The following is a 21,030-nucleotide window of genomic DNA, read 5'->3' on the forward strand; positions in this document are numbered from 1 at the left end:
GAGGTCAATCTTCTTAATAGGGAACAAAGCCTACAGCTAATGCTATGGAATGATATAAATTCTCATTTAAAATAAAACTGACCGACTACCTGCTTATAGGGAACACCTCAAAGATTACATTTTAAGGGGTTATTGTAGAATTAACTTCATAATAACATTTTAAAGTTGTACGTAACAGATAACCAAATAATAAACAGGAAACCAAATGCCATCTGATCCCCTGTTTTTAATACTTCAATAAATTGTCGCAATAATTTACTTATTCACTACAACCTTAAGTACAATCTCAATGCCCAATCCCTTTATAGTAATCATATAAGTACCATTTTCCCAACCCATTGTAGATATCGCCTTCTTTGTATCTGGTGGTACTTTATTTTCAGTATAGATCAATTTACCTGACATATCATAAATTTCAATACCGATCTTTCCTAATATATGGTCGGAAAAATTGATAAAGAATTCATTTTTAGCAGGATTAGGATAAAGTGTAACTTCAGCACTATTTATATTTACTTCTTTTGAATCTAATGAATTACACACAGAGGGAACAGTAAAATCCTCAGTCTGATCATTAATATCTGTTTTACTTCCTGCAGAAGCGTTGACTCCTAAACCTCTTTTAGCAAAAGCTTTCCAGATCATACACTTATCTATCCCACCTGTGGATGCCTGTTCAGCAGCAAGAATTGCATCTCTTCCATCAATAAATGTCGGATTGCAGGCCTGAAGTTTGAGAGCATCTATGACAAGCTGCATAACTTTTGTACTACCATTGGTCGTATTGGCTATAAGATCGGCTGAATATCCATATTTTTCTACATATTTCCAATGAAGATCCCAAAGCATTGTTGCCCAAACAAAACCTATGGAATGTTCATCCGCCATGCCATTGGTATCTCCATAAGTATAATTATTAATGGCAAAATCTGGAGAATATCTGGAGAGACGACCTCCATTGCCTGTAGTTGGCTCTCCGATTATATAGGTTCCTAAACCTCGTGGAATTGATTCACTGCTGTTCTGTGTATTGGTTAGCATCAAAGCAAAAAAATCTGACCATCCCTCTCCCATTTGTTCCTGACTTTCAATTGTTTCTAAACAATTATATCCCGAACCAGTTAACCTGTTTGAAACTCCATGACCAAATTCGTGAATCATGATTCCACTATCAAAGCTACCATCCGGAGCAGTGTCTCCCGGACCACTTTTTAAAGTTATATTGACGGTTGTTCCGGCTTGCAACAAATTTTTAATATACTCTCCTTCAGAGTTCCTTATTAATACTGAGGGTATTATTATTGTACTATCATTCCCTATAGGGGCCATATTCTCTAACATGGTATCTTCATATATTATGACACCTTTCGCACCTGCATTTTGTATATTTTTTACTTTAGTGGTAAATGTACAGGGAGGATTTTGCTGAAGTTCTGACATCGTTAACCCTTTTACCAATGCAATTTTATTGGTAAGTGAACCGGCAGATAATACTGTGCAAGCATTGGAAGCTCCAGTAACTAACTGAACATCCTCGGTAACTCCTGTACTATTTAAAACAGATCCAAAAGAGGCAGCTTTGGCTATCGGCTTCCTTGTTGTTGCCTGAGGAGGTGTATTATAATATAACCTTTTAATAGGAGACCATAAAAACATTTTCATAGTGGGGTTAATCCCTTCAGGAGTAGGAAAAAAAACAGCATTGTTCGTACCTTGATCATTTTGTGCTTCTGCCAATACATAGTCATTTCCAATTCCTCCATTATTAAAATTATTTTGCTGAAAATTCCTTGCTGACTCCGTAAAACCAAGCTGGTAAAAAATATCATGAACTTTATTATTGATATAAAATAAGTTAGTAATGGCAGCATCACGATTATACAAAGAAGTCCCATCTATATTAAATGGATAGTCAAAAGTTCTTAAAGTTCCTCCATCTGGCGAATAGTCAGCAATTTCATTACGAATATAAGCATACACATTGTTTCCTCTAGTAATCGTATAATGATTGGTACCATCGGAATGCCATCCTTCTGGCGAGGCAGTAGGAATCCAGGGATCATTGACCAACATTCTGTTACCAAAAGTAGGTGCCTCTACAGGTAATTTAAATACGTTATAAGAAGCATGATCTGAGGTCCATAATAAACTGGACGGCTGATATTGTGTGCCAATAAAAATAGAAGAGTTATTTTTACGGTTTGCAAAATCATGGGAATATGTATTTGTGGTGAAATTACAATAGGATGCCAAATTGACCTTACTAATGATATTACCGCTATCTGCATCCATTAATATATTCCAGTAATTAGAAGTTTCTGGCTCAGAAATTAATATTTCATGACAAACGATAAGAACATCATTATGTATTGCATACACCTGCCTTTCTCTTACTATATTACTACTACCAGAACTGGAATCATAAAAACCAAACAGGGCATAATTTCTGATTTCTGGTTTCTTAAAGAAATCAGCTAATGTTTGTAAAATAAATTTTTTGTCAGTAATTTTTCGGTGTTCAGAGACAATTCCTTGATAGTCTTTAATAAAGTTATCAGTATAATAAAGTATATTATTGTCTCTTATGAAAGCCGTTCCACCAGATCTATATACAGGAATTCCATTATAAACTTGCTGGAATTTAACAATACTTCCATTTAAGGACTCTGATCGGTCAATATTCTCAATAGTGAAGTTGGTGAGGTCAATCTTTCTAAACTCTTTAAGTTTATTTCTTGAAATATAGCTTTTTATCAGATCTTCATTATTCTGAGAAAACAAATCATTTGACAGAAATAATAAAACTGCGTATAGCAGCAGAGGTAATTTTTGCTTTTTCATATTGTACTGTATTTGCAAGAGGAGAAAAAATATTATATCTCTCTCATTAGTGATAATAGAATAAAACAACAGTATCAAAAATGATTTTTGTTGTATTGGATATTATAATTAATCTAACATAAATTAGCTTCTATGTTAAATAATTTTTCTTGCTAATACATCAGTATATTACCATAGGGGGACACTGATTGAATAGTACAGTTAATTCGTGTTACACGGATTTCTGAGATAATCTAATAATGAATGATATCTTAAATAATCTCTTGATTGTACATTACAAACATAAAGTAATTATATTTTTCCTCCCAGAAAAACAATATAGTTTTATATAGACTATAGCATAAAATTAAAACTATTTGAATCACATATTAAATAATGAGTACATCTAGTTTACTATTGAAAAAAAGCGAGAATAACTAACAGGCATAACAAACTTAGAAAATACAATAAATAATATTTGCTGCATTGGTTTCTAGAAGTTATTTAAAAAGCAATATATTATAATATTTTACTCTGAAATACAGCGTACCGACACGCCATTTGCACGGTTTCCGTTGTTCTCTGGATTAATTGTACTGCTAAAGGAAAAATTGTACGCGTTTGAATTGGCGTACTCCGTACTACTCCAATAATTGCCGTTATAAGCTCGATTTGTTAATGCTCCTGTATTATAGAATCGGTATCCTGTAGTAGGTAGAGTTAAGGTGTTTCCATTGTTGGAGAATACCATGGCAGCAGTAAAATTGTTGGCTCCATCTGTAGATGATGTAGTCCAAGTTCCAATCTGACTAGCAGTACTGCTCGCTTTAAATCCCACCCATTCATGTCGTGTAGGAATACGGAAGCCTGGTGGACAAGGATCATTCTCCGTTTTTATTGGCTCAGTTTCTGTACCATTGTTCCATGCTTTATCAGGTGCTTTTTCTTTATTCCATCCTGAAATAGCTTCAGCAGACGTATAAGATGTAGCCACTGCATCCTTTCTACCCCATTGATAATAATCCCCCATAATAGCTTGTGTAGGCAAATCAGGGTCCAGGATAGGATTAGCGCCTAGATTTCGGGACATCATTTGGCGGATCTGACCATTAATCGAGACATTTACTATATCATCAAATCTAGTCCGAGGTTGTACAGGAAGGCTGAAGCTGCAGGTTTTACCCGCCAGATTAATATTAAACGTAGCCGTTCCGGTTGTAGGAGGTGTTCCTTTGATGTTAAATATTAAAAAGCCACCACCAATACTAAGGTTTCCAGGGGAGAGATTTGCAGTAAGATTTGTAACACCAGTAGAAGGAATACTTAAAGCAGAATACGCGCCTCCATTTCCACCGCTATAGGGTAAAATTACACTTACCCCAGAAGCAGGCCGTGCTGTTTCCAAGAGTCCAACATTAGAAGAAGAAGAACATAACAACTGTGATAAGACTGTTATGGTGTTATCAGTAGAGATAATTTTGATCCATCGATTACTAGCTGCATCGAAATAGTAGAAACCTTTATCATCTATTCCTTCTACCTGGCCAGTAAGTTTATCAGGATCAGGAGGAGCTGTAACATATACCAGAATGGCATTCTTAGCATTAGAATAAATACCATTTGCTTCAGCCGTTTTAAGTATGTTACCCGCTAGACGAGGTATTATAATACCTTCTGAAGTATCAGTATAAACTTGTCCATAAAATAAGCTACCAAGAAAAAACATTGGTACTAAATACATTTTTCTCATGTGTTAAATATTTGATGATTAGTTTTATTTGGATCTATTAATACATTTTTCTATAAATAATAAGGTATGTAAACTAGTTAATCTGAAGATAATTAAAATCAAAAATTCGAATGTTAATTTTGTAATTTATCTCCTTGATAACTGATGATATTTACCATTCGAAATAATTCTAAGGAATGATTTTCTTTATTCACAAGAAAACCATACAATAACCAATGTTATTACACTGATATTAAGATACTTACACCATCAACCACTTCAACAGCCTAAGCTTATTTTTTCACCTATATAATACTAGTATCTTAAATAATGTAAACCATAAATGAAGATACTTTATAAAAATACAGAACATAATACATTATATCCACTACATCACTATCGTATTTGATCTAAGAAATTATCGTTTTTAAACTACAAATAAAAACCAGGATATAAAACCGCTAGGCATAAGAATAAAAAGGATTAGGGTATGTAAAATTTTTATAAATATTTTGATCAAAATCCATCATCTATCAAGTTTAAATAGATCCACCATTTTCACCTTCATTTTCCCATCTATTAAAAAATATTGTGTAGCCATAGAAATTAAAGTGCTGCTTGATTTGAATTGATTTGACATAGCTCTTTATATATATAATGGTAAATTATAAATAAGGCTGCTCATAGAGCAGCCCTAATAACAATATTCATAATTTTACTTACAGTATTTTAATGGCTTATCAAAGTCCATTTTTCCTTATTTATTATTTACTCTGAGATACAGCGTACAGAAAAACCATAAGGACGACTAAGTGAATAGTTGGCAGGAGCAATATCCTTAAAGAATGACATAAAATAGGCATCTGTGTTAAGTACTTCATTCTCTGTGCTGCTCCAGTAATTTCCATTATTACCACGATAACCCAATGCTCCCGTAGCATAGAAACGATTTCCGCCGCCAGGGAAAGTAATCGTATTTCCGTTATTCTTAAATACCTTGGCAACACTGAAATTGGAAGCACCATCAGTAGCGCTTAAGGCCCATGTTCCTATATTGGTTGTTGTACTGGCAGTAATAAATCCCTGCCATTCCGCTCTTGTAGGAACCCTGTATCCGCTAGGACAGGGATCATTCAGGGTATTTTTTTGAGGTATCGACTCACTGCCTTTATTCCAGGATTTGTTAGCAGCATTGGTCGTGTTGTAACCTGAAATGGCAGAAGAGGAAGTATAAGCTGTTGCTACAGGGTCTTTCCTGCCCCATTGAAAATAATCACCTATAATAGACTGACCAGGAATATCGGGATTTTCTGATGTATCAGCTCCTACATTATGCGCTTTCATCCTACGGATCTTTCCGTCAATAATCACCTCAATATCATCAGCAAAAGAGCTGCCTGCCTTCACAGTACGGCTAAAGCTGCAGGTCTGTCCGCCTAGACTAATATTAAAAGTAGCCGTCCCTGATGCTGCAGGAGTTCCCGTAATACTAAAATTAAGGGTACCGCTTCCGTTTTGAAATGAATCTGCAGTAAGTATGGCAGTAAGTCCTGTTACTCCGATGGAAGGTAAACTCAAACTGCTATACGAACCTCCATTACCTCCATTATAAGGTATCTGGGTTGTAACTCCTGAAGCAGGAGTTCCGGAAGTCAAAACTCCTGAATGGGCTGAAGATGAACACAGCAACTGTGTGATTTGACCTATATTGGTATTGCTGCTCGACACAATTTTCACCCAACGGTTAATTCCTGCATCAAAAAAATAAAACCCACGTGAATCTACTTTTTCAACCTGTCCAGTACGTTTTGATAAATCTGCTTCTTTAGTTACAAAAATCAATGTAGCATCTTGATCCGATCCATATACTCCGGCACTATCGGCCAATTTAAGGGCATTCCCTGTTTCACGTGGAATCATTAAGCCTTCTGCATGACTCCCGTCTATTGTTTTTTCTGTTACATCTAAAGTAGATCTGGGAACTTTATTGTTAATTCCCACCTGTCCATAAGACAAAACACTCATCAAACAAATCGATAATAAATATCTTTTCCTCATTTACCTAAATATTTTAATTTTTTTAATTTAATTTCCGAAAAGGTCCTGTAATTTCAAAATATGTCATTTTGAAGTCATTTTTAGATTTTACAGCATCCATGTTTCTGCTTCATTACGATTGAAATTTCAAGCTGAAGGATGGCTACAAATTTAAAATACCACACTAATAAAGGGATTGGAGATCATGTAGTTTTATATCGCATGGCTTGTATGATAATTACGACAACTTGTAGTAGGAGTATAATAATTGTAAAAGGCCATTAAACCTGGAATTTAAAAAATGATACAAATTATATCTAATAACTTGTAATAAATGATACAAAATTTATCTAATTTTGCAATATGGAAAGGGCAATTGTACATATGGATCTGGATACGTTCTTTGTTTCCTGTGAAAGGCTGAAAAATTCCGAACTGGAGAAAAAGCCTGTGATCATCGGAGGTGGAGACCGCGGTGTAGTAGCCTCCTGCTCTTATGAAACCCGTTTTTTCGGAGTTAGAAGTGCTATGCCCATTAAAATGGCTTTACGGCTTTGCCCCGAAGCAATAGTAATTAAAGGAGATATGGAAATGTATTCCAATATGTCTCATATGGTAACGGAAATTATACAGGGAAAAGTACCTGTTCTGGAAAAGGCAAGCATTGATGAATTTTATCTTGATCTCTCTGGAATGGATAAATTTTTCGGATGCTATCAGTGGACAGTTGACATAGCTGAAACTATACGGAAAAATACAGGGCTGCCCATAAGCTTTGCTTTGTCTACCAATAAAACTGTATCCAAAATTGGGACAGGAGAATCCAAACCATCCGGAAGATTCGAAGTAAAGCAACCTGATATTCGGCCATTTCTGAATCCGCTATCAGTTAAAAAAATTCCAATGGTGGGAGATGTTACCTTTCAGTTGCTTTCAAGGTTGGGCATAAGAACAATTCAAACCCTTTCTGAAATGCCCGCTGAAGTACTACAGCAATTGATTGGCAAAAATGGGAATGAGCTCTGGAAAAAAGCACATGGAATTGATGAAACTCCTGTTATTTCTTACTCAGAACGAAAGTCCATCTCTACAGAAGATACTTTTGCACAGGACACTATAGATATTCAAGGCATCAAAAGTATTTTGTCCGGAATGGTTGAAAAGCTTTGCTATCAGCTCAGAGCAGAAAAATGGCTGGTATCAGTAGTGGTTGTAAAACTCCGGTACTCCAATTTTGATACAGAAACCAAACAATGCAGGATTCCTTACACCTCGGCTGACCACACACTGCTCAAGTATGTTTTAGAACTATTCAAAAAAGTGTATACCAGACGTATGAGAATAAGGCTGGTCGGAGTCAAATTTACAGGACTGGTTCACGGATGTCATCAAATGGATCTTTTTGAAGATACAGAAGAACTGATCTCACTGTATCAGACGATGGATAAGATCAAAGATAGGTTTGGGGCCTCAAGTGTTGGAAGAGCTTCCGGTTTATTAAAATAATTACAATATGTTTCTGAACTGCCATTCCTATCATAGTCTACGTTACGGTACCATTTCTATTCAAGATTTGGTAAAGCAGGCTGTCAACTTTAATATAAAAACCCTGGCTCTTACTGATATCAATACCATTACAGGAATTTATGATTTCTACAAACTCTGCCAGGATCATCATATCAAACCGATCGTTGGAGTTGAAATACGGGTTCAGGATGAACTGTACTATATCTGTCTGACCAAAAATCAACAGAGTATTGGAGAAATCAACAGACTTTTAACGGCTTATAACTGTGATAGCACTGAAATCCCCAAAATAAATCCTGTTTTTAAAGATACTATTGTCATATATCCATTGGAGAATATTCCTGAAAAGTTATCTAATCATGAATTTATAGGCATCAGACAAGATCAGTTAAACTTTTTGATTCAGCCGGAATTGAAACTGCTGATCCATAAAATGGTTATACTCCATCCGGTTACCTTTACCACACCTGAAGAATATGAGCTCCATAAAATATTAAGAGCAATTGATCACAATACATTAATCAGCAAACTTACAGAGCATGATTACTGTAAAGCCCATGAAATGTTTGCCTGCAAAAAAAAACTTCTGGCTCAATTTCAACATGAACCTCAAATCATTGAGAATACAAAATACATTGTCAATGCCTGCAGTTTTGATTTTGATTTTTCAACGCCTAAAAACAAAAAGTATTTCACAGAAAGCAAAGAAAATGATTTTAAACTTTTAAAAAAGTTAGCTTATCAGGGACTTTCAAAAAGATATTCCAATAATAACTTACAGGCAAAAGCAAGAGTAGATAAAGAATTGGGAGTTATTGACCAGCTTAATTTCTGTGCCTATTTTCTGATTACCTGGGATATCATCCAATACAGCAATCGTATGGGATTTATGCATGTAGGAAGAGGAAGCGGTGCCAATTCCATTGTCAGCTATTGCATTGGAATAACTGATATATGTCCTCTGGAACTGGATCTGTATTTTGAGAGATTTTTAAACCTCAACCGTAAAACCCCTCCTGATTTTGACATTGACTGGAGTTGGCATACCAGAGATATTATCCTGGAATATATTTTCAACAAATATGGTAAAGACCATGTTGCTTTCTGTGGGACCAATGTCGAATTCAAATACCGATCTATTTTCCGGGAAATAGGAAAAGTATTCGGACTTCCAAAAGATGAGTTGGATACACTGGCAACAAAACCAGTACAAGAACATGATAATAACTCAATATCCAAACAGGTTCATTACTATGGAAAACTTTTAGAAAAGTTTCCTAACCAGAGAAGCATGCATTCCTGTGGAATTCTGATCTCAGAAGAGCCCATTACCAATTATTCCGCTTTGGAAATGCCCCCCAAAGGCTTTCCGATTGTTCAGTTTGATATGTATACTGCTGAGGATATTGGGCTGGAAAAATTTGACATTCTCTCACAGAGAGGTTTAGGTACTATCAATGACACTGTAAAGCTGGTTAAAGAAAAAAGAGGAATTGATATAGACATCCAGGAGACTTCTATATCAAAAGATGAAGCCAGATGCAATGAATATTTAAGTTCAGGAAAAACCATCGGCTGCTTTTATATTGAGTCCCCTGCCATGCGGGGATTACTGAGAAGACTGAAGTGTGACAATTACAAAGTGTTGGTTGCTGCCTCATCCATTATCCGGCCCGGAGTGGCCCAAAGCGGAATGATGCGGGAATATATTTTCAGACATAACAATCCTACAAAATTTGAGTACTTTCATGAGGTTTTTGAAAAAGAATTAGGAGAAACTTATGGCATTATGGTATATCAGGAGGATGTTATTAAAATTGCGCTTCACTTCGGTGGGTTATCAGCTCCTGATGGTGATGTGCTAAGGAGGGCGATGAGTGGTAAGGGCCGGTCTTTATCTGCCTTACAGAGGGTAAAAGATAATTTCTTTGAATCCTGTAAAAAACTAGGGCATTCTGAGCAGTTATCTATGGAGGTATACCGGCAGATCGAATCTTTTGCAGGATATTCCTTTTGCAAAGCTCACTCCGCATCCTATGCCGTGGAAAGCTATCAGAGTTTATATCTAAAGGTTTACTACCCTATTGAATTTATGGTTTCCGCTATCAATAATGGTGGCGGGTTCTACAGAACTGAAGTATATATTCATGAAGCCCGGATGTCAGGAGCTTCTATTCATAATCCGTGTGTCAATTTAAGTGAATACCAGACAACGGTTTATAGCACTGATGTTTATTTAGGGCTGATGCATATTGAACGATTGGAAACATCATTAGCACAGCTGATTCCTGAAGAAAGAAATCAAAATGGAAATTATACCTCCCTGGAAAACTTTGTAAAGAGGATTCCTATTGGTATAGAAGCACTGCAAATTCTAATCTTTATTGGAGCATTCAGTTTTACTAGCAAACAGAAACATGAACTGCTGATTGAATCAAGATTTCTTTTGGGAAATAATAAGATTACCTTCAGGCATCCAACTTTACTTAATGAACCTCAGAAAGATTATCAGCTTCCGAAAATTGAAAGAAACCCATTTGAAGATGCATTTGATGAAATAGAAATATTAGGTTTTCCCATTTCATTCAGCCCTTTTGATTTGTTACAAATCAGATACAGAGGTAATGTAATGGCTAAAGACCTTACCCAATATCATAAAAAACAGGTTAAAATGCTTGCTTATCTTATTTCAAGAAAGCATGTTCCCACCAAAAAAGGGACGATGTACTTTGGTACCTGGATTGATGCGGAAGGAGAATACTTTGATACCGCTCATTTTCCCAGCTGTCTTGAAGAATATCCTTTTCAGGGAGGGGGCTGCTATCTCTTATTAGGAACGGTAGAAGTAGATTTTCACTTTCCTACTGTTACTATTCATAAAATGGCCAAAATGCCTTTTATTCCAGATCCCAGATATTCTATGGATAAAGAAAAATCATTGGAAGCCCAGTGTAATCTACATGAAGATATTAGTATGACATGGCGAAGGCCTTATCCTCAGGAACATGAAATAAGATTGCCAAGACAAAAAATGCAATAATAGGATTTTGGTACTGGATTATTGATTCTCAGATGAGTGCAATTACTGTACTTTATCCTATTAACAATCTGACTTGATCACTCTTAGCAATTAAATTAAGAGTTTATTTATCAAAAAAATTAAATAAATCAGTTATTTACCTCCAAATATATTACCCAGGAAGCCGCCTAAACCACTACCGCCTTGCTGCCCGTTTCCACTTCCACCACCACCCAACACACTTCCCAGTATATCAGTTAAGGGATTTCCCGAGGATTGAGTGCTACCTCCCATAACATTTCTAAGAATATCATTGATAGGATGAGATTCTTGATCCTGAGCCTGATTTGATGCATTTCCAAGGATTCCTCCTAACAGATCTCCGAGACCGCTTGCACCTACATTATTTTGCTGTTTTTGCTGACCTATATACCCCATGACCACAGGAGCAAGCATTCCAAGGGCAGGACCTATCTTATCTGCTGAAATTCCTGTGTTTTGTGACAATTGGTTTTCAACATCACTTCTTTGTCTGCCAAAGATATGATCAAGAATAGATCCACCTTCAGCCTGTCTTGTTTCAGCCTGAGATGCATCATTTAATATACTTCCAGTATGATCTTTGTCTAAAGCGTTGTTTAAAGCTTCTGCTTCTTTAGCATCCTTGGATTTATTTCTAAGATGAGAAATAATGAGAGGAGTTGCTACCGCTAACAAGGCAATCACTTGGTTTTTGCTGATCCCGAATTTATTTCCGGCTTGTTCAGCTACCTGATTGCCTGTGTTTCCTGTAATTAAATCAATTAAACTCATTGTATATCTATTTAGGTATTAGTATATTGAAATTATTAAAAATACGCTGTTCTTCAGGAGTGTCTTAACAGTTTGAGCCTGTATTGGGTGTAGTCACATTACTTTATTTATCTCCACTGTAACGTTTATCAGGAGTTCTATCCTTTTTTATTTAATAATCCCTATATTTTAGGTTTTTGATGCCTGAGCTATTAGCTCGGCATTTGGAGCAACAGTGACTTGTAAAAATATTTAATGTCTTAAAATCTATTTTGACTTTGTTTCAATGAAAAGTTAACGTACCAGTGAGGGAAATTGGCAATAAATACATTTTTTTCATGAATTACGTATTTTAAAGATCATAAACAAATATAACCACATTTCACTGAACACCTTACAAACAAATTGTAGTATTAAATCTAACATATTGTGATTTTATTACTACAATAAATATATTACATAAGCTCAGTTAATAAAATCCAGCCTAAATTTTTAATTTACATTTTGGTATGTCTTGTCCTGAATTTACTTACAAGATTTAACATTAATTGTACTAACAATTCCAGTAAAAAAATCCTCGCAGAGCGAAGCAGCAACTTTGTTAGGACATAAGGACTTTCAAAGTTGCAAATGAGCTCCTAACTTCTCCGTGTAGTTGTAAAATCGCACGCATTTTAATAAGCAATAAATCCATTCCTAAAACATAATTTTAGAAACATAACTTTTTATAAAGCAGGCTTGGTTTTGATTAATAGTTTAAAAAACACAAAATGAAGATGGCTTCTTTTTATATTTTTAGGGTGTCCTGCTAAAAAATAAACTTCTTAAAATTGGTATATACCTAAAGCAACTACCAACAGAAAAATTTGTAAGTCCAATTATTAATATCTCCCTCAATAAAAGACTTTCTTATTTAGACTTTCATTAACAATCAAAGCCAAATAGTTCCTCACAACGCCATTGTAGAAACGTACCTCATTTTCAGATTTACTTTCCTGAAAAATGAAATATGCTACATAAAGAAACTGTCAGTAAGGAGATGTGGGAACTCTTACAAAGACTGATGAAAGATGAAATGCTAAAAGATTTCGCCCTGGTAGGCGGTACCGCTTTAGCCTTAAAATTAGGGCACAGATTATCTATAGATATTGATTTGTTTACCACAAAGGACTTCGATTCAAACGCTTTAATCAAACACTTACAAAAAAAATATAATGCTACAAATGAGATAGTTTTTAAAAATACTGTTATGACCTATATTGAAGATATAAAAGTTGATCTTTTAACTCACAAATATCCTGTTATAGCGATGGATAAAATTTCAGAAAATGTTAGAATGATTTCTAATGACGACATTGGTGCTATGAAACTTCACGCAATATTTCAAAGTGGAGAAAGATTAAAGGATTTCGTAGATATGTATTTTCTTCTTGAAGAAAAACCTTTACAGTCATATTTAAATAGCTACCAAGCGAAATACAACGGAAATTCAAATTTGGCAGCGCACTCATTAGTTTATTTTGATGGGATTAGAAAAGAATATGATGTTTCAATGGTTCACGGAAAAGAGCACAGATGGAAAACAATTCAGGAAAGACTTAAGGAAGCTGTACTAAATCCTAATGTGAAATTTGGAAATTCAGCTGAAAGAAAAGTTGTTCTAAAAAGCAAAGGAAAGGGATTTAGAAGGTGATTTTGTTGTCGTAACGAGATAAAATCACTATATTTAAAGTATGGGATTAAAGAGAAAATTCTTGCCAAAAATACATCCAAAATACTTTTGGGATACCAATTTTAGAAAACTTGATTGGGAGAAAGCATATATCCCTATTATTTCTCGAATTCTTGAGAGGGGTGGGCAAAATGAGATCGATGAAATTATAAAATACTACAGTCGTGAAAAAGTTGTCAATACAATTAGAGATGAAATTCATTTTTTGCCTAATTATGCAATTAATAGAGCTGTAGAATTTTTTCCAGAAATGAAAAAAGAAGAGATGCACTGCTATCTAAACCGAAAAAATAAAACTTATCATTGGATTTAGTTACATACTATTGATTTTGTGCTAAAACTTTAACTCCTACAATATTGTTGAGAAATTAATTCTCAAAATAAAAATTGAAAAGTACTAGGTATTGGTTGGTTAAATTAACTTCTTTTCCTTTTTGATAAAAAATGTAAGGGTCCGCTTTTAGACGGACTCTTTTCATTTTAAATAATTGCATTGGAAATGATAGAATACTAGTTAATTATAATTATGGAAAAGCCTCGCAGAATGGATTTGAAAATTCGTTAGGAGGAACGACTTTCAAAAATTGCGAATACACTCTTTACTTCTTTAGGTAATTGTGGAAAATTGATTTTTAAGAAATTTATTTGTAATACCACTTGTATGATTTTTAGTAGTGCTTGAGTATGGCATAAAATGCAGCTATTTATATATCCAATTTAATGTGTTCAACTAAGAGGCGAACTTCTTAAAAACTCTATAATTAAATTGTTATCTTATATGTTGTGAATTGCCTTCAAAATTTATTATCTTAGTGATTAATCACAGCATACCAATGTAAAGGCTGCTCTGATCACTTGTTGTGAATTGCTTTCAAAAATTATTACCTTCGTGATTAGTCACAGCTGCCGAAAGCGAAGAGAAGCCAGTACCAGCGTTGTGAATTGCTTTCAAAAATTATTACCTTCGTGATTAGTCACAGCTTATCAGGAATAGAAGACAATAACGGATGGGTTGTGAATTGCTTTCAAAAATTATTACCTTCGTGATTAGTCACAGCCGTGCCAAAACGAAAGAGAAGAGTCAACTCGTTGTGAATTGCTTTCAAAAATTATTACCTTCGTGATTAGTCACAGCATCAGTTAAAACAACATCAATTAAATCTGAGTTGTGAATTGCTTTCAAAAATTATTACCTTCGTGATTAGTCACAGCTTACTTTTATTATGATTAAGAATCTTCTATGTTGTGAATTGCTTTCAAAAATTATTACCTTCGTGATTAGTCACAGCGTATCATCAAGCAACTACAATCAATAAAGGGTTGTGAATTGCTTTCAAAAATTATTACCTTCGTGATTAGTCACAGCCATGTTCCGGAGTTCCAGTTTGAGATCTAGTTGTGAATTGCTTTCAAAAATTATTACCTTCGTGATTAGTCACAGCAACCATAAAGTTGTTTGCACCAACAGTCTTGTTGTGAATTGCTTTCAAAAATTATTACCTTCGTGATTAGTCACAGCGAGTCCTCCTCTGAATCTCTTATCAGTCTCGTTGTGAATTGCTTTCAAAAATTATTACCTTCGTGATTAGTCACAGCATTTCGTCATGAATCCTGTAAGCATTTTCTGTTGTGAATTGCTTTCAAAAATTATTACCTTCGTGATTAGTCACAGCTTTTCAGCAGACAATCCTTTTATTTTACCCGTTGTGAATTGCTTTCAAAAATTATTACCTTCGTGATTAGTCACAGCCTCAAAAAATAATCTACTGAAAACCAGTAGATTATTTTTATATTTAGAATTTAAAATTTAGAATAATTCAAGCTGCTGAAAGGTTGGAGATGGCTCTTCTTTATTCCTGGCAAAGAAGATTTCAATATCTCCAAATTGTTTGTCCGTGATACACATAATGGCAACTTTCCCGGCTTTTGGAAGCATAAACTTAACTCTTTTAATATGAACCTCAGCATTTTCCCGGCTCGGACAATGGCGTACATACATTGAGAACTGAAACAAAGTGAAACCATCATCAATGAGTGCCTTCCGAAAGCGGTTAGCATCTTTCATATTCGCATTGGTCTCAGTCGGGAGATCATATAATACTAAAATCCACATAATCCGATATGCGTTAAACCTTTCGGCATTCATAACAGTTCTGGATAAGAAATCAATCTTTTTTCTCCTGTATAGCATTTGTAAAGCGACGAAGCCGTCATTTTTACAGCAACCAGTAAGGGTCTTGTTTTATCATCAATACGCACATCTTTGGTTGCAATCTGCAGAATATGAGCCTTAAATTCTTTTGTCAGTTCTTCTGCATCAGAATGAATTTCCAGCCACTGCATTACTAGCAAATCAATAAACGGACGATAAGGTTCCATCAGATCATCGGCAAGACAGTAAGGATTATATTTATTTTTATGAAAAATTCCCAATACGGGCAATAATCCTGTTTCAACAATAGCCCTGGCGACAATACTTCTGAGAACTGCATATCCGAAATTAAAGAACTGATTGGGTGATTCTCCGAAACGCTGTCTCAAAAAATCAAGGCTGATCAGATATTTCCAGTAATGCTGAGCTGCAATACCTTCCATATTGGTTAAATCCCCAGACTTTACATTTCTGTGGTATTCAACCATTGGTTCATAATAGTTTTCCAATTTCATCAGAACATTTTTCTGATTTTCAATTTTGCATTCCACGGTTTGCTTCCAAAGCTGTTTTTTCAATGGTTCACTTGCTTCCAACTGATCTTTTACCCTGTCGGAATGTTCAGTATGACCATACAGTGGAAGCATTATTCCATGGGGCAAATGATGAGCATCACAACTGATGACCACCACGTTATTTCCCATCATTTTCTGAATGAGATTATGGGAAATAGTAATCTGATAATGATCCAACATCAGTAAGCCCAAATCTTCCACAGGAACACTCCCCTTTTCCGTTTTGGTTTCTGGACAGAGAATTTTCATCTGCTCATCTTTCAGCTTGAGATAAGCGGGATTACCGATGTAGATTGATCTGGTAATCATAATTATATCTTTGAAATGTTACCTAAACGGTCGACTTTAAGTTTTACACAGTTTTCTTTTATCATAATGGGCTTGCCGTTTTTATCATACATACAACTACCATCATAGAAATTCTGCATTCTCTCACTTTTACTATTTGTACCATTTTCATTTTTTATTATTTCTGTCGCATTTGCGTAAGGAATAAAATGCCCCTCACCTCCTGTACAACTAACAAATTTATATACCCTTTTAACTTGTTCGTCAGAAAGGCTTTCAAAATCGTTATTTGTCATATTACCCCGCTCATCATCAGATAGAATATAAACCAAATCATTCGGGCATAAATAGAAATCATTTGTACTTCTTAAATCAACCACAGGTAAACCTTGCTTTTGCCTTTCAATCACCTCATTCAAAGGAAGGGTTTCATAGCTTCTCTTGCCGTTTTTATCTTCGTGCACTGCAAAAAACAAATTGGTTCCTTTTGCGGCTTCTACGTATTTATCTTTTTTATTCCCGGCTTGTCCTATCTGAAATTTACTACCCAGTTCAAAAACCCTTACTTTATTGATGGGTTGATGAGGTTTACCATCATTGTACTTCTCAATACTTTTATTCAAATCTTCAATTCCTTCGGGTGAAAAAGCCAATTCAGGGCTTCCGTCTTTAAGAATTAAATAATTTTTGAGAATTTTCTGAATCCCTGTATCAGTAATGGAGCCTATTGATTTTAAATCGAATGAAGCATCAAGGCTTTTCCTCGTTGCTGTTAAAATTTTTCCTTTTGGAACTTTTACCCAAGGTAAATTTACTTTACCGGAAACAGTATCTTTATGCATTGGTTTTCTAATCGCCCAATTTATCCCCTTTTGCTCTACTCTTGCCTTATTTCTTGCACCATCTTTCTCTACATATTTTTCGTAGTAATTCGTAGCTTTATTAATGACCCTAAGGTTTTGCTTAAAACTTACAATAACCGTGTCCAAATTATGCTTAACATCTACAGTAAAATTTTCCCAAGGTTTTAAAAATTGTTTTGCCACTTCTCTTTCGATTTTCTCCCCTGTTTGCGTATGGAGATAAACAACTCTTTCAAACTTCATTAATTTCTTTTTCAAATCGTAGCGTTTGGTTTCCGATTTTGCAGATTGATTATTTAATAAATTTACGTGGTCCTTTGTAGCACAAGCAATTACCAAAGCGTCTAGAGCATGATGACGATGGTCGATTCTTTTTTTAGAAAAACCTTTGGAATATTCAATTGGAACAGTCGGCAAAAACTTTTGAAAATTTTCGTTCCAGGCGATAAAATCTGTCGAATTGGTCAGCTGATTCATTCTTTTAAAACGGGGTAAAATCAAGTCATTCCAAACATCATTCAACCCCCAGTCTTTTTTCAATTGGGTGGTAATTTTTCCATTTCCGGGAACAATGTTTTTAGAATTTATTCCTTCATCCGAACCATCTTCTAAGCGAACAATATTAGAAAGTATACCGGAAATATATTTACTGATATAACGAGTATCATTGATCTGACGTTCAATCATTTTTTCAGGAATATCTTCTAAGAGAAGTTTATTTCTTTTACTTCGGTTATTGGCGTAGTGCTTCTTGACAAAATCTTCGTATTCGTCAATATCAAAAACCTTTACGCTTTTACCGAAACCAAGTTCAATAATAGTTCCTCCAAACTGTTTAATAAATCCAAATCCGATATAATTATCCTTCAGTTTGTTAACCGCCGATTCACAAATAATTTTATTACTAAAACTGTCATCAAAGTATCGGCTTTGTGGAATAATGTGTTCAATTTCATATTCTGGTGTAAACAATTTATTTAGTGGAATAATTTGCCCGGTATAAGGCGATTTGTATTTCTGTTCCAGCCAAAGTTTATACCGTTTTAAATCTGAAGGAGAAGGTTGCGCCGTTTTGCTTATTTTTAAATATTCATCTTCAATTTCAATGCCTGAATTTAAAACACCGTCCTCATAAATTTTCAGAATTTCTTGTTGCTGGGGCGAAAACGGTCGAACATTTTCTACACCATGATCATTCATCATTTCAGCTAATAGAGCTTTAATGCGGAGATTCGTATTTTCGTTTTCAGTAATCTGGTTCGTGAGTTTCTTTCTATCGTCAGCTGGAAGTTTCATTTCCCTTCCCAACTCTATATGAATTTCATTGAAGAAGTCTTTTGCTCCTTTTCCATATTTTAGCCAAATATCTTTTACAACACGTAAAGTTTCTGTGATGACCTGCTCTACAATTGGATTGCGAAGCGAGTGGTGTTTAAAATCTTTCAAAAATTCTTCCAAGTCATCAGCTGAATTCCATTTCCCTGTTATTGATGCTTCCGAATGTCTTCCATATACAATATATTGAGCCAGCCACAATTGTAAACCCTGGAAATCATTTTCACTCGTAAGATGGACCGCCTTTTCTCTAACCCTATCTTTTATATTTTCATCATATTCTCCATTAATGATTTTCTGAATCCTGTCTTTTGAAAACTGATCAATATTGGCATAATCCCAATACTTACCCAATCGCATTAAGGGCAACAATTTCTTAATTGCCTTTTCCGAAAAGGAACCATATTCGCTTTTGAATGGTGGAAATTTTCTGAAAGCCTCGAAAAAAGAATTTTCGTCAAGATGATGTTTTAACGCAAAGGATTTTAAGGCTTTTTCGTATTCTATTTTATCATTCACAGAGTAGATAATATGCCAAATCTTTTGTTCGATCTCCCTCGTCAGAAAATCATCGGAAATATTCTCTACTTTCTCCAATCGAGTTGCAATCATCGTCTTTGTTTCATTGCAGGGGTATTTTTTATCCTCTACAAAATTCCAGCGATGTGTTTTCTCACTGAGCTTAAAATGTTTCAATAAAGCTTTTTGATCAATTTCTTTTCTGTTATTTAAAAACTCAAACAGATTTTCGACATCTTGGGTAGTGGTTAAAAACTCTTTGATAACGTTTTCATCATTATCTTTTTTATAGTTAAGATTAAAAATCCATTGCCAAAGACGAAATTCCTGATAATATGGATTCGATTTTGGAATGGCTTTTAAATATTGCGTATGTTCTGCTCCATTTTCATCTTTGTATTTTCTAAACTCCAAAGTACAGTTGGAAATAGAAGACTTCTGGCTTCTCAACGGTCTTTGGTAGAAAACAATATCCTCTATAAAAAGATGTACAAAATCTTTTTTGCTTAAAGTCAGTTGGTGAGCTTCATTGTTTCTGTACAACTCACGAATGCAATCATTATATAAGTCATCATTTTGTAATTCCTGATGAAACTCCTTTTGTTTCTCTAATATCTGTCTAAGCTCTTCTTTGTAAAATTTTCTTTCAATCGTACGAACTAGTTTTCCTTTGATTTTTTGTTTAGGATTAGCAAGAAGCGTTTCATATATATACATTCCAACGGTTTTATGAGACTGCTCGATTTCCTGCTCGGTTTTCTTTTTTACCAAAGTCCAATCGTTCTCACCCGGTGCCCGGAAACTTCTTTTTTCATTTCCGTCTTTGTCTGTTTTAACACTTCCATCATCGTTCAAATCAGTTGTTACAATAAAATCTCTTGTTTTATCTTTCCAATCGAACAAGGATATTTTGCTTGCTCTTCTGTAAATCCATCCATTTTCTAAAACCAAAGAATACCAAATATCTGATTTGCCTTTTTGCGGCTCATCTACAAAAACATCCACAACTTTTAAAGAATAAAGCTCAACAAGTTTATTAGGATTCTCTTCCTCTTCTTCCCCACGCAATTGATAATATCCACGTTTTTGGTTAAAATTCAAAAGGATCCAGACCAACTCCTCTTTTTCAATTTTTTGAGAAAGTGCCTTTTTACGAAGATAATAAATCGTCCAGTCGTACGGTATTCTTAAATCCTGTGCGTTCGCTTTAAAATCTTCAAGCATCTCGTTGAAAGAGTTTTGGAACAGAAATGAAAACTGTCCTTCAATATTTTTCCAGGCCAATTTTGGTTCAGTTTCAACTTTGAACTTCCCAAATCGTTTTTCAAAATCAATCTGTGAAGCATAGTGTTCTGGAAGGAAATTCAAAATATTTAAAACCCTGTGAAGCCTCTCCCTTCGTAGAAGAAATCGTTCACGTAATCTTCTTGCACTTCTGTATTTTGTACGTTCCGCAGTTTGCGAAACAGAATTCCCTTTACCAAAATCGCCCAAAATATCTTGAGACATCGGAATTATCCTGGTTCCCATTCCAAGAATTTCACCTTGTTTGTTTTTAAAATCCTGTTTTACCAAAGCCCACCCAATAGAATTTGTTCCCAGGTCCAGTCCAAGTATATTTTTCATCGCTATTAATTTGATA

At 34.8% G+C, this 21,030-nt stretch carries 11 protein-coding genes and 1 CRISPR repeat array; of the genes, 4 read left to right on the plus strand and 7 right to left on the minus strand.

Annotated elements, in window-relative coordinates; translation table 11 throughout:
• Positions 1 to 255: 255 nt before the first annotated feature.
• The 3 genes from JOE44_RS07720 to JOE44_RS07730 all read right to left on the minus strand — a co-directional run bounded on the left by JOE44_RS07720 (position 256) and on the right by JOE44_RS07730 (position 6,607).
• The gene (locus JOE44_RS07720; RefSeq protein ID WP_209785074.1) at positions 256 to 2,841 is read right to left on the minus strand and encodes a T9SS-dependent M36 family metallopeptidase; all 2,586 of its coding nucleotides are present in this window, start codon (positions 2,839 to 2,841) and stop codon (positions 256 to 258) included.
• A gap of 508 nt (positions 2,842 to 3,349) precedes the next feature.
• The gene (locus tag JOE44_RS07725) at positions 3,350 to 4,225 is read right to left on the minus strand and encodes an FISUMP domain-containing protein (RefSeq protein ID WP_209785075.1); all 876 of its coding nucleotides are present in this window, start codon (positions 4,223 to 4,225) and stop codon (positions 3,350 to 3,352) included.
• Between the two features lie 1,092 nt (positions 4,226 to 5,317).
• Positions 5,318 to 6,607: an FISUMP domain-containing protein gene (locus JOE44_RS07730; protein ID WP_209785076.1), complete on the minus strand. Its 1,290-nt coding sequence runs from the start codon at positions 6,605 to 6,607 to the stop codon at positions 5,318 to 5,320.
• 342 nt (positions 6,608 to 6,949) lie between these two features.
• On the opposite strand from JOE44_RS07730, the gene dinB reads away from it, so the two are divergent.
• Positions 6,950 to 8,092 carry a DNA polymerase IV gene (gene dinB, locus JOE44_RS07735; RefSeq protein WP_209785077.1) on the plus strand — a complete coding sequence of 381 codons (1,143 nt, stop codon included), beginning with the start codon at positions 6,950 to 6,952 and terminating at the stop codon, positions 8,090 to 8,092.
• Between the two features lie 7 nt (positions 8,093 to 8,099).
• A complete protein-coding gene (gene dnaE / locus JOE44_RS07740; protein WP_209785078.1) occupies positions 8,100 to 11,153 on the plus strand; it encodes a DNA polymerase III subunit alpha in 3,054 nt (1,017 codons plus the stop codon).
• A gap of 132 nt (positions 11,154 to 11,285) precedes the next feature.
• Here dnaE and JOE44_RS07745 read toward each other — a convergent pair whose 3' ends face one another.
• Positions 11,286 to 11,945: a DUF937 domain-containing protein gene (locus JOE44_RS07745; RefSeq protein WP_209785079.1), complete on the minus strand. Its 660-nt coding sequence runs from the start codon at positions 11,943 to 11,945 to the stop codon at positions 11,286 to 11,288.
• Between the two features lie 988 nt (positions 11,946 to 12,933).
• On the opposite strand from JOE44_RS07745, the gene JOE44_RS07750 reads away from it, so the two are divergent.
• Together JOE44_RS07750 and JOE44_RS07755 are read left to right on the plus strand one after the other, a co-directional pair.
• Positions 12,934 to 13,617 (plus strand): nucleotidyl transferase AbiEii/AbiGii toxin family protein, encoded by a 684-nt coding sequence (locus tag JOE44_RS07750; RefSeq protein ID WP_209785080.1) that lies wholly within the window; start codon positions 12,934 to 12,936, stop codon positions 13,615 to 13,617.
• Positions 13,618 to 13,657: 40 nt separating this feature from the next.
• Positions 13,658 to 13,969: a hypothetical protein gene (locus JOE44_RS07755; protein ID WP_209785081.1), complete on the plus strand. Its 312-nt coding sequence runs from the start codon at positions 13,658 to 13,660 to the stop codon at positions 13,967 to 13,969.
• Between the two features lie 544 nt (positions 13,970 to 14,513).
• Positions 14,514 to 15,406: direct repeats of the CRISPR family, unit length 47 nt; unit sequence GTTGTGAATTGCTTTCAAAAATTATTACCTTCGTGATTAGTCACAGC.
• A gap of 57 nt (positions 15,407 to 15,463) precedes the next feature.
• Here JOE44_RS07755 and cas2 read toward each other — a convergent pair.
• Genes cas2 through cas9 form a run of 3 tightly spaced genes read right to left on the minus strand, consistent with a single transcriptional unit; the run spans position 15,464 to position 21,014 of the window.
• Complete coding sequence (gene cas2, locus JOE44_RS07760) at positions 15,464 to 15,802, minus strand: CRISPR-associated endonuclease Cas2 (protein ID WP_209785082.1); 339 nt, start codon at positions 15,800 to 15,802, stop codon at positions 15,464 to 15,466.
• A complete protein-coding gene (cas1, locus tag JOE44_RS07765; protein ID WP_209785083.1) occupies positions 15,799 to 16,692 on the minus strand; it encodes a type II CRISPR-associated endonuclease Cas1 in 894 nt (297 codons plus the stop codon). The genes cas2 and cas1 overlap by 4 nt, the downstream gene beginning before the upstream one ends.
• A gap of 2 nt (positions 16,693 to 16,694) precedes the next feature.
• Entirely contained in the window at positions 16,695 to 21,014 is a 4,320-nt protein-coding gene (gene cas9 / locus JOE44_RS07770; protein WP_209785084.1) for a type II CRISPR RNA-guided endonuclease Cas9, read from the minus strand.
• Positions 21,015 to 21,030: the final 16 nt, after the last annotated feature.

Source organism: Chryseobacterium sp. PvR013 (genome assembly GCF_017833095.1).
Lineage (GTDB): Bacteria > Bacteroidota > Bacteroidia > Flavobacteriales > Weeksellaceae > Chryseobacterium > Chryseobacterium culicis_A.

Bases quoted from the DNA above. Each gene is read 5' to 3' on its own strand.
- JOE44_RS07720 (WP_209785074.1), bottom strand. From the start codon at position 2,841: ATGAAAAAGCAAAAATTACCTCTGCTGCTATACGCAGTTTTATTATTT.
- JOE44_RS07730 (WP_209785076.1), bottom strand. From the start codon at position 6,607: ATGAGGAAAAGATATTTATTATCGATTTGTTTGATGAGTGTTTTGTCT.
- dinB (WP_209785077.1), top strand. From the start codon at position 6,950: ATGGAAAGGGCAATTGTACATATGGATCTGGATACGTTCTTTGTTTCC.
- dnaE (WP_209785078.1), top strand. From the start codon at position 8,100: ATGTTTCTGAACTGCCATTCCTATCATAGTCTACGTTACGGTACCATT.
- JOE44_RS07745 (WP_209785079.1), bottom strand. From the start codon at position 11,945: ATGAGTTTAATTGATTTAATTACAGGAAACACAGGCAATCAGGTAGCT.
- JOE44_RS07750 (WP_209785080.1), top strand. From the start codon at position 12,934: ATGCTACATAAAGAAACTGTCAGTAAGGAGATGTGGGAACTCTTACAA.
- JOE44_RS07755 (WP_209785081.1), top strand. From the start codon at position 13,658: ATGGGATTAAAGAGAAAATTCTTGCCAAAAATACATCCAAAATACTTT.
- cas2 (WP_209785082.1), bottom strand. From the start codon at position 15,802: ATGAATGCCGAAAGGTTTAACGCATATCGGATTATGTGGATTTTAGTA.
- cas1 (WP_209785083.1), bottom strand. From the start codon at position 16,692: ATGATTACCAGATCAATCTACATCGGTAATCCCGCTTATCTCAAGCTG.
- cas9 (WP_209785084.1), bottom strand. From the start codon at position 21,014: ATGAAAAATATACTTGGACTGGACCTGGGAACAAATTCTATTGGGTGG.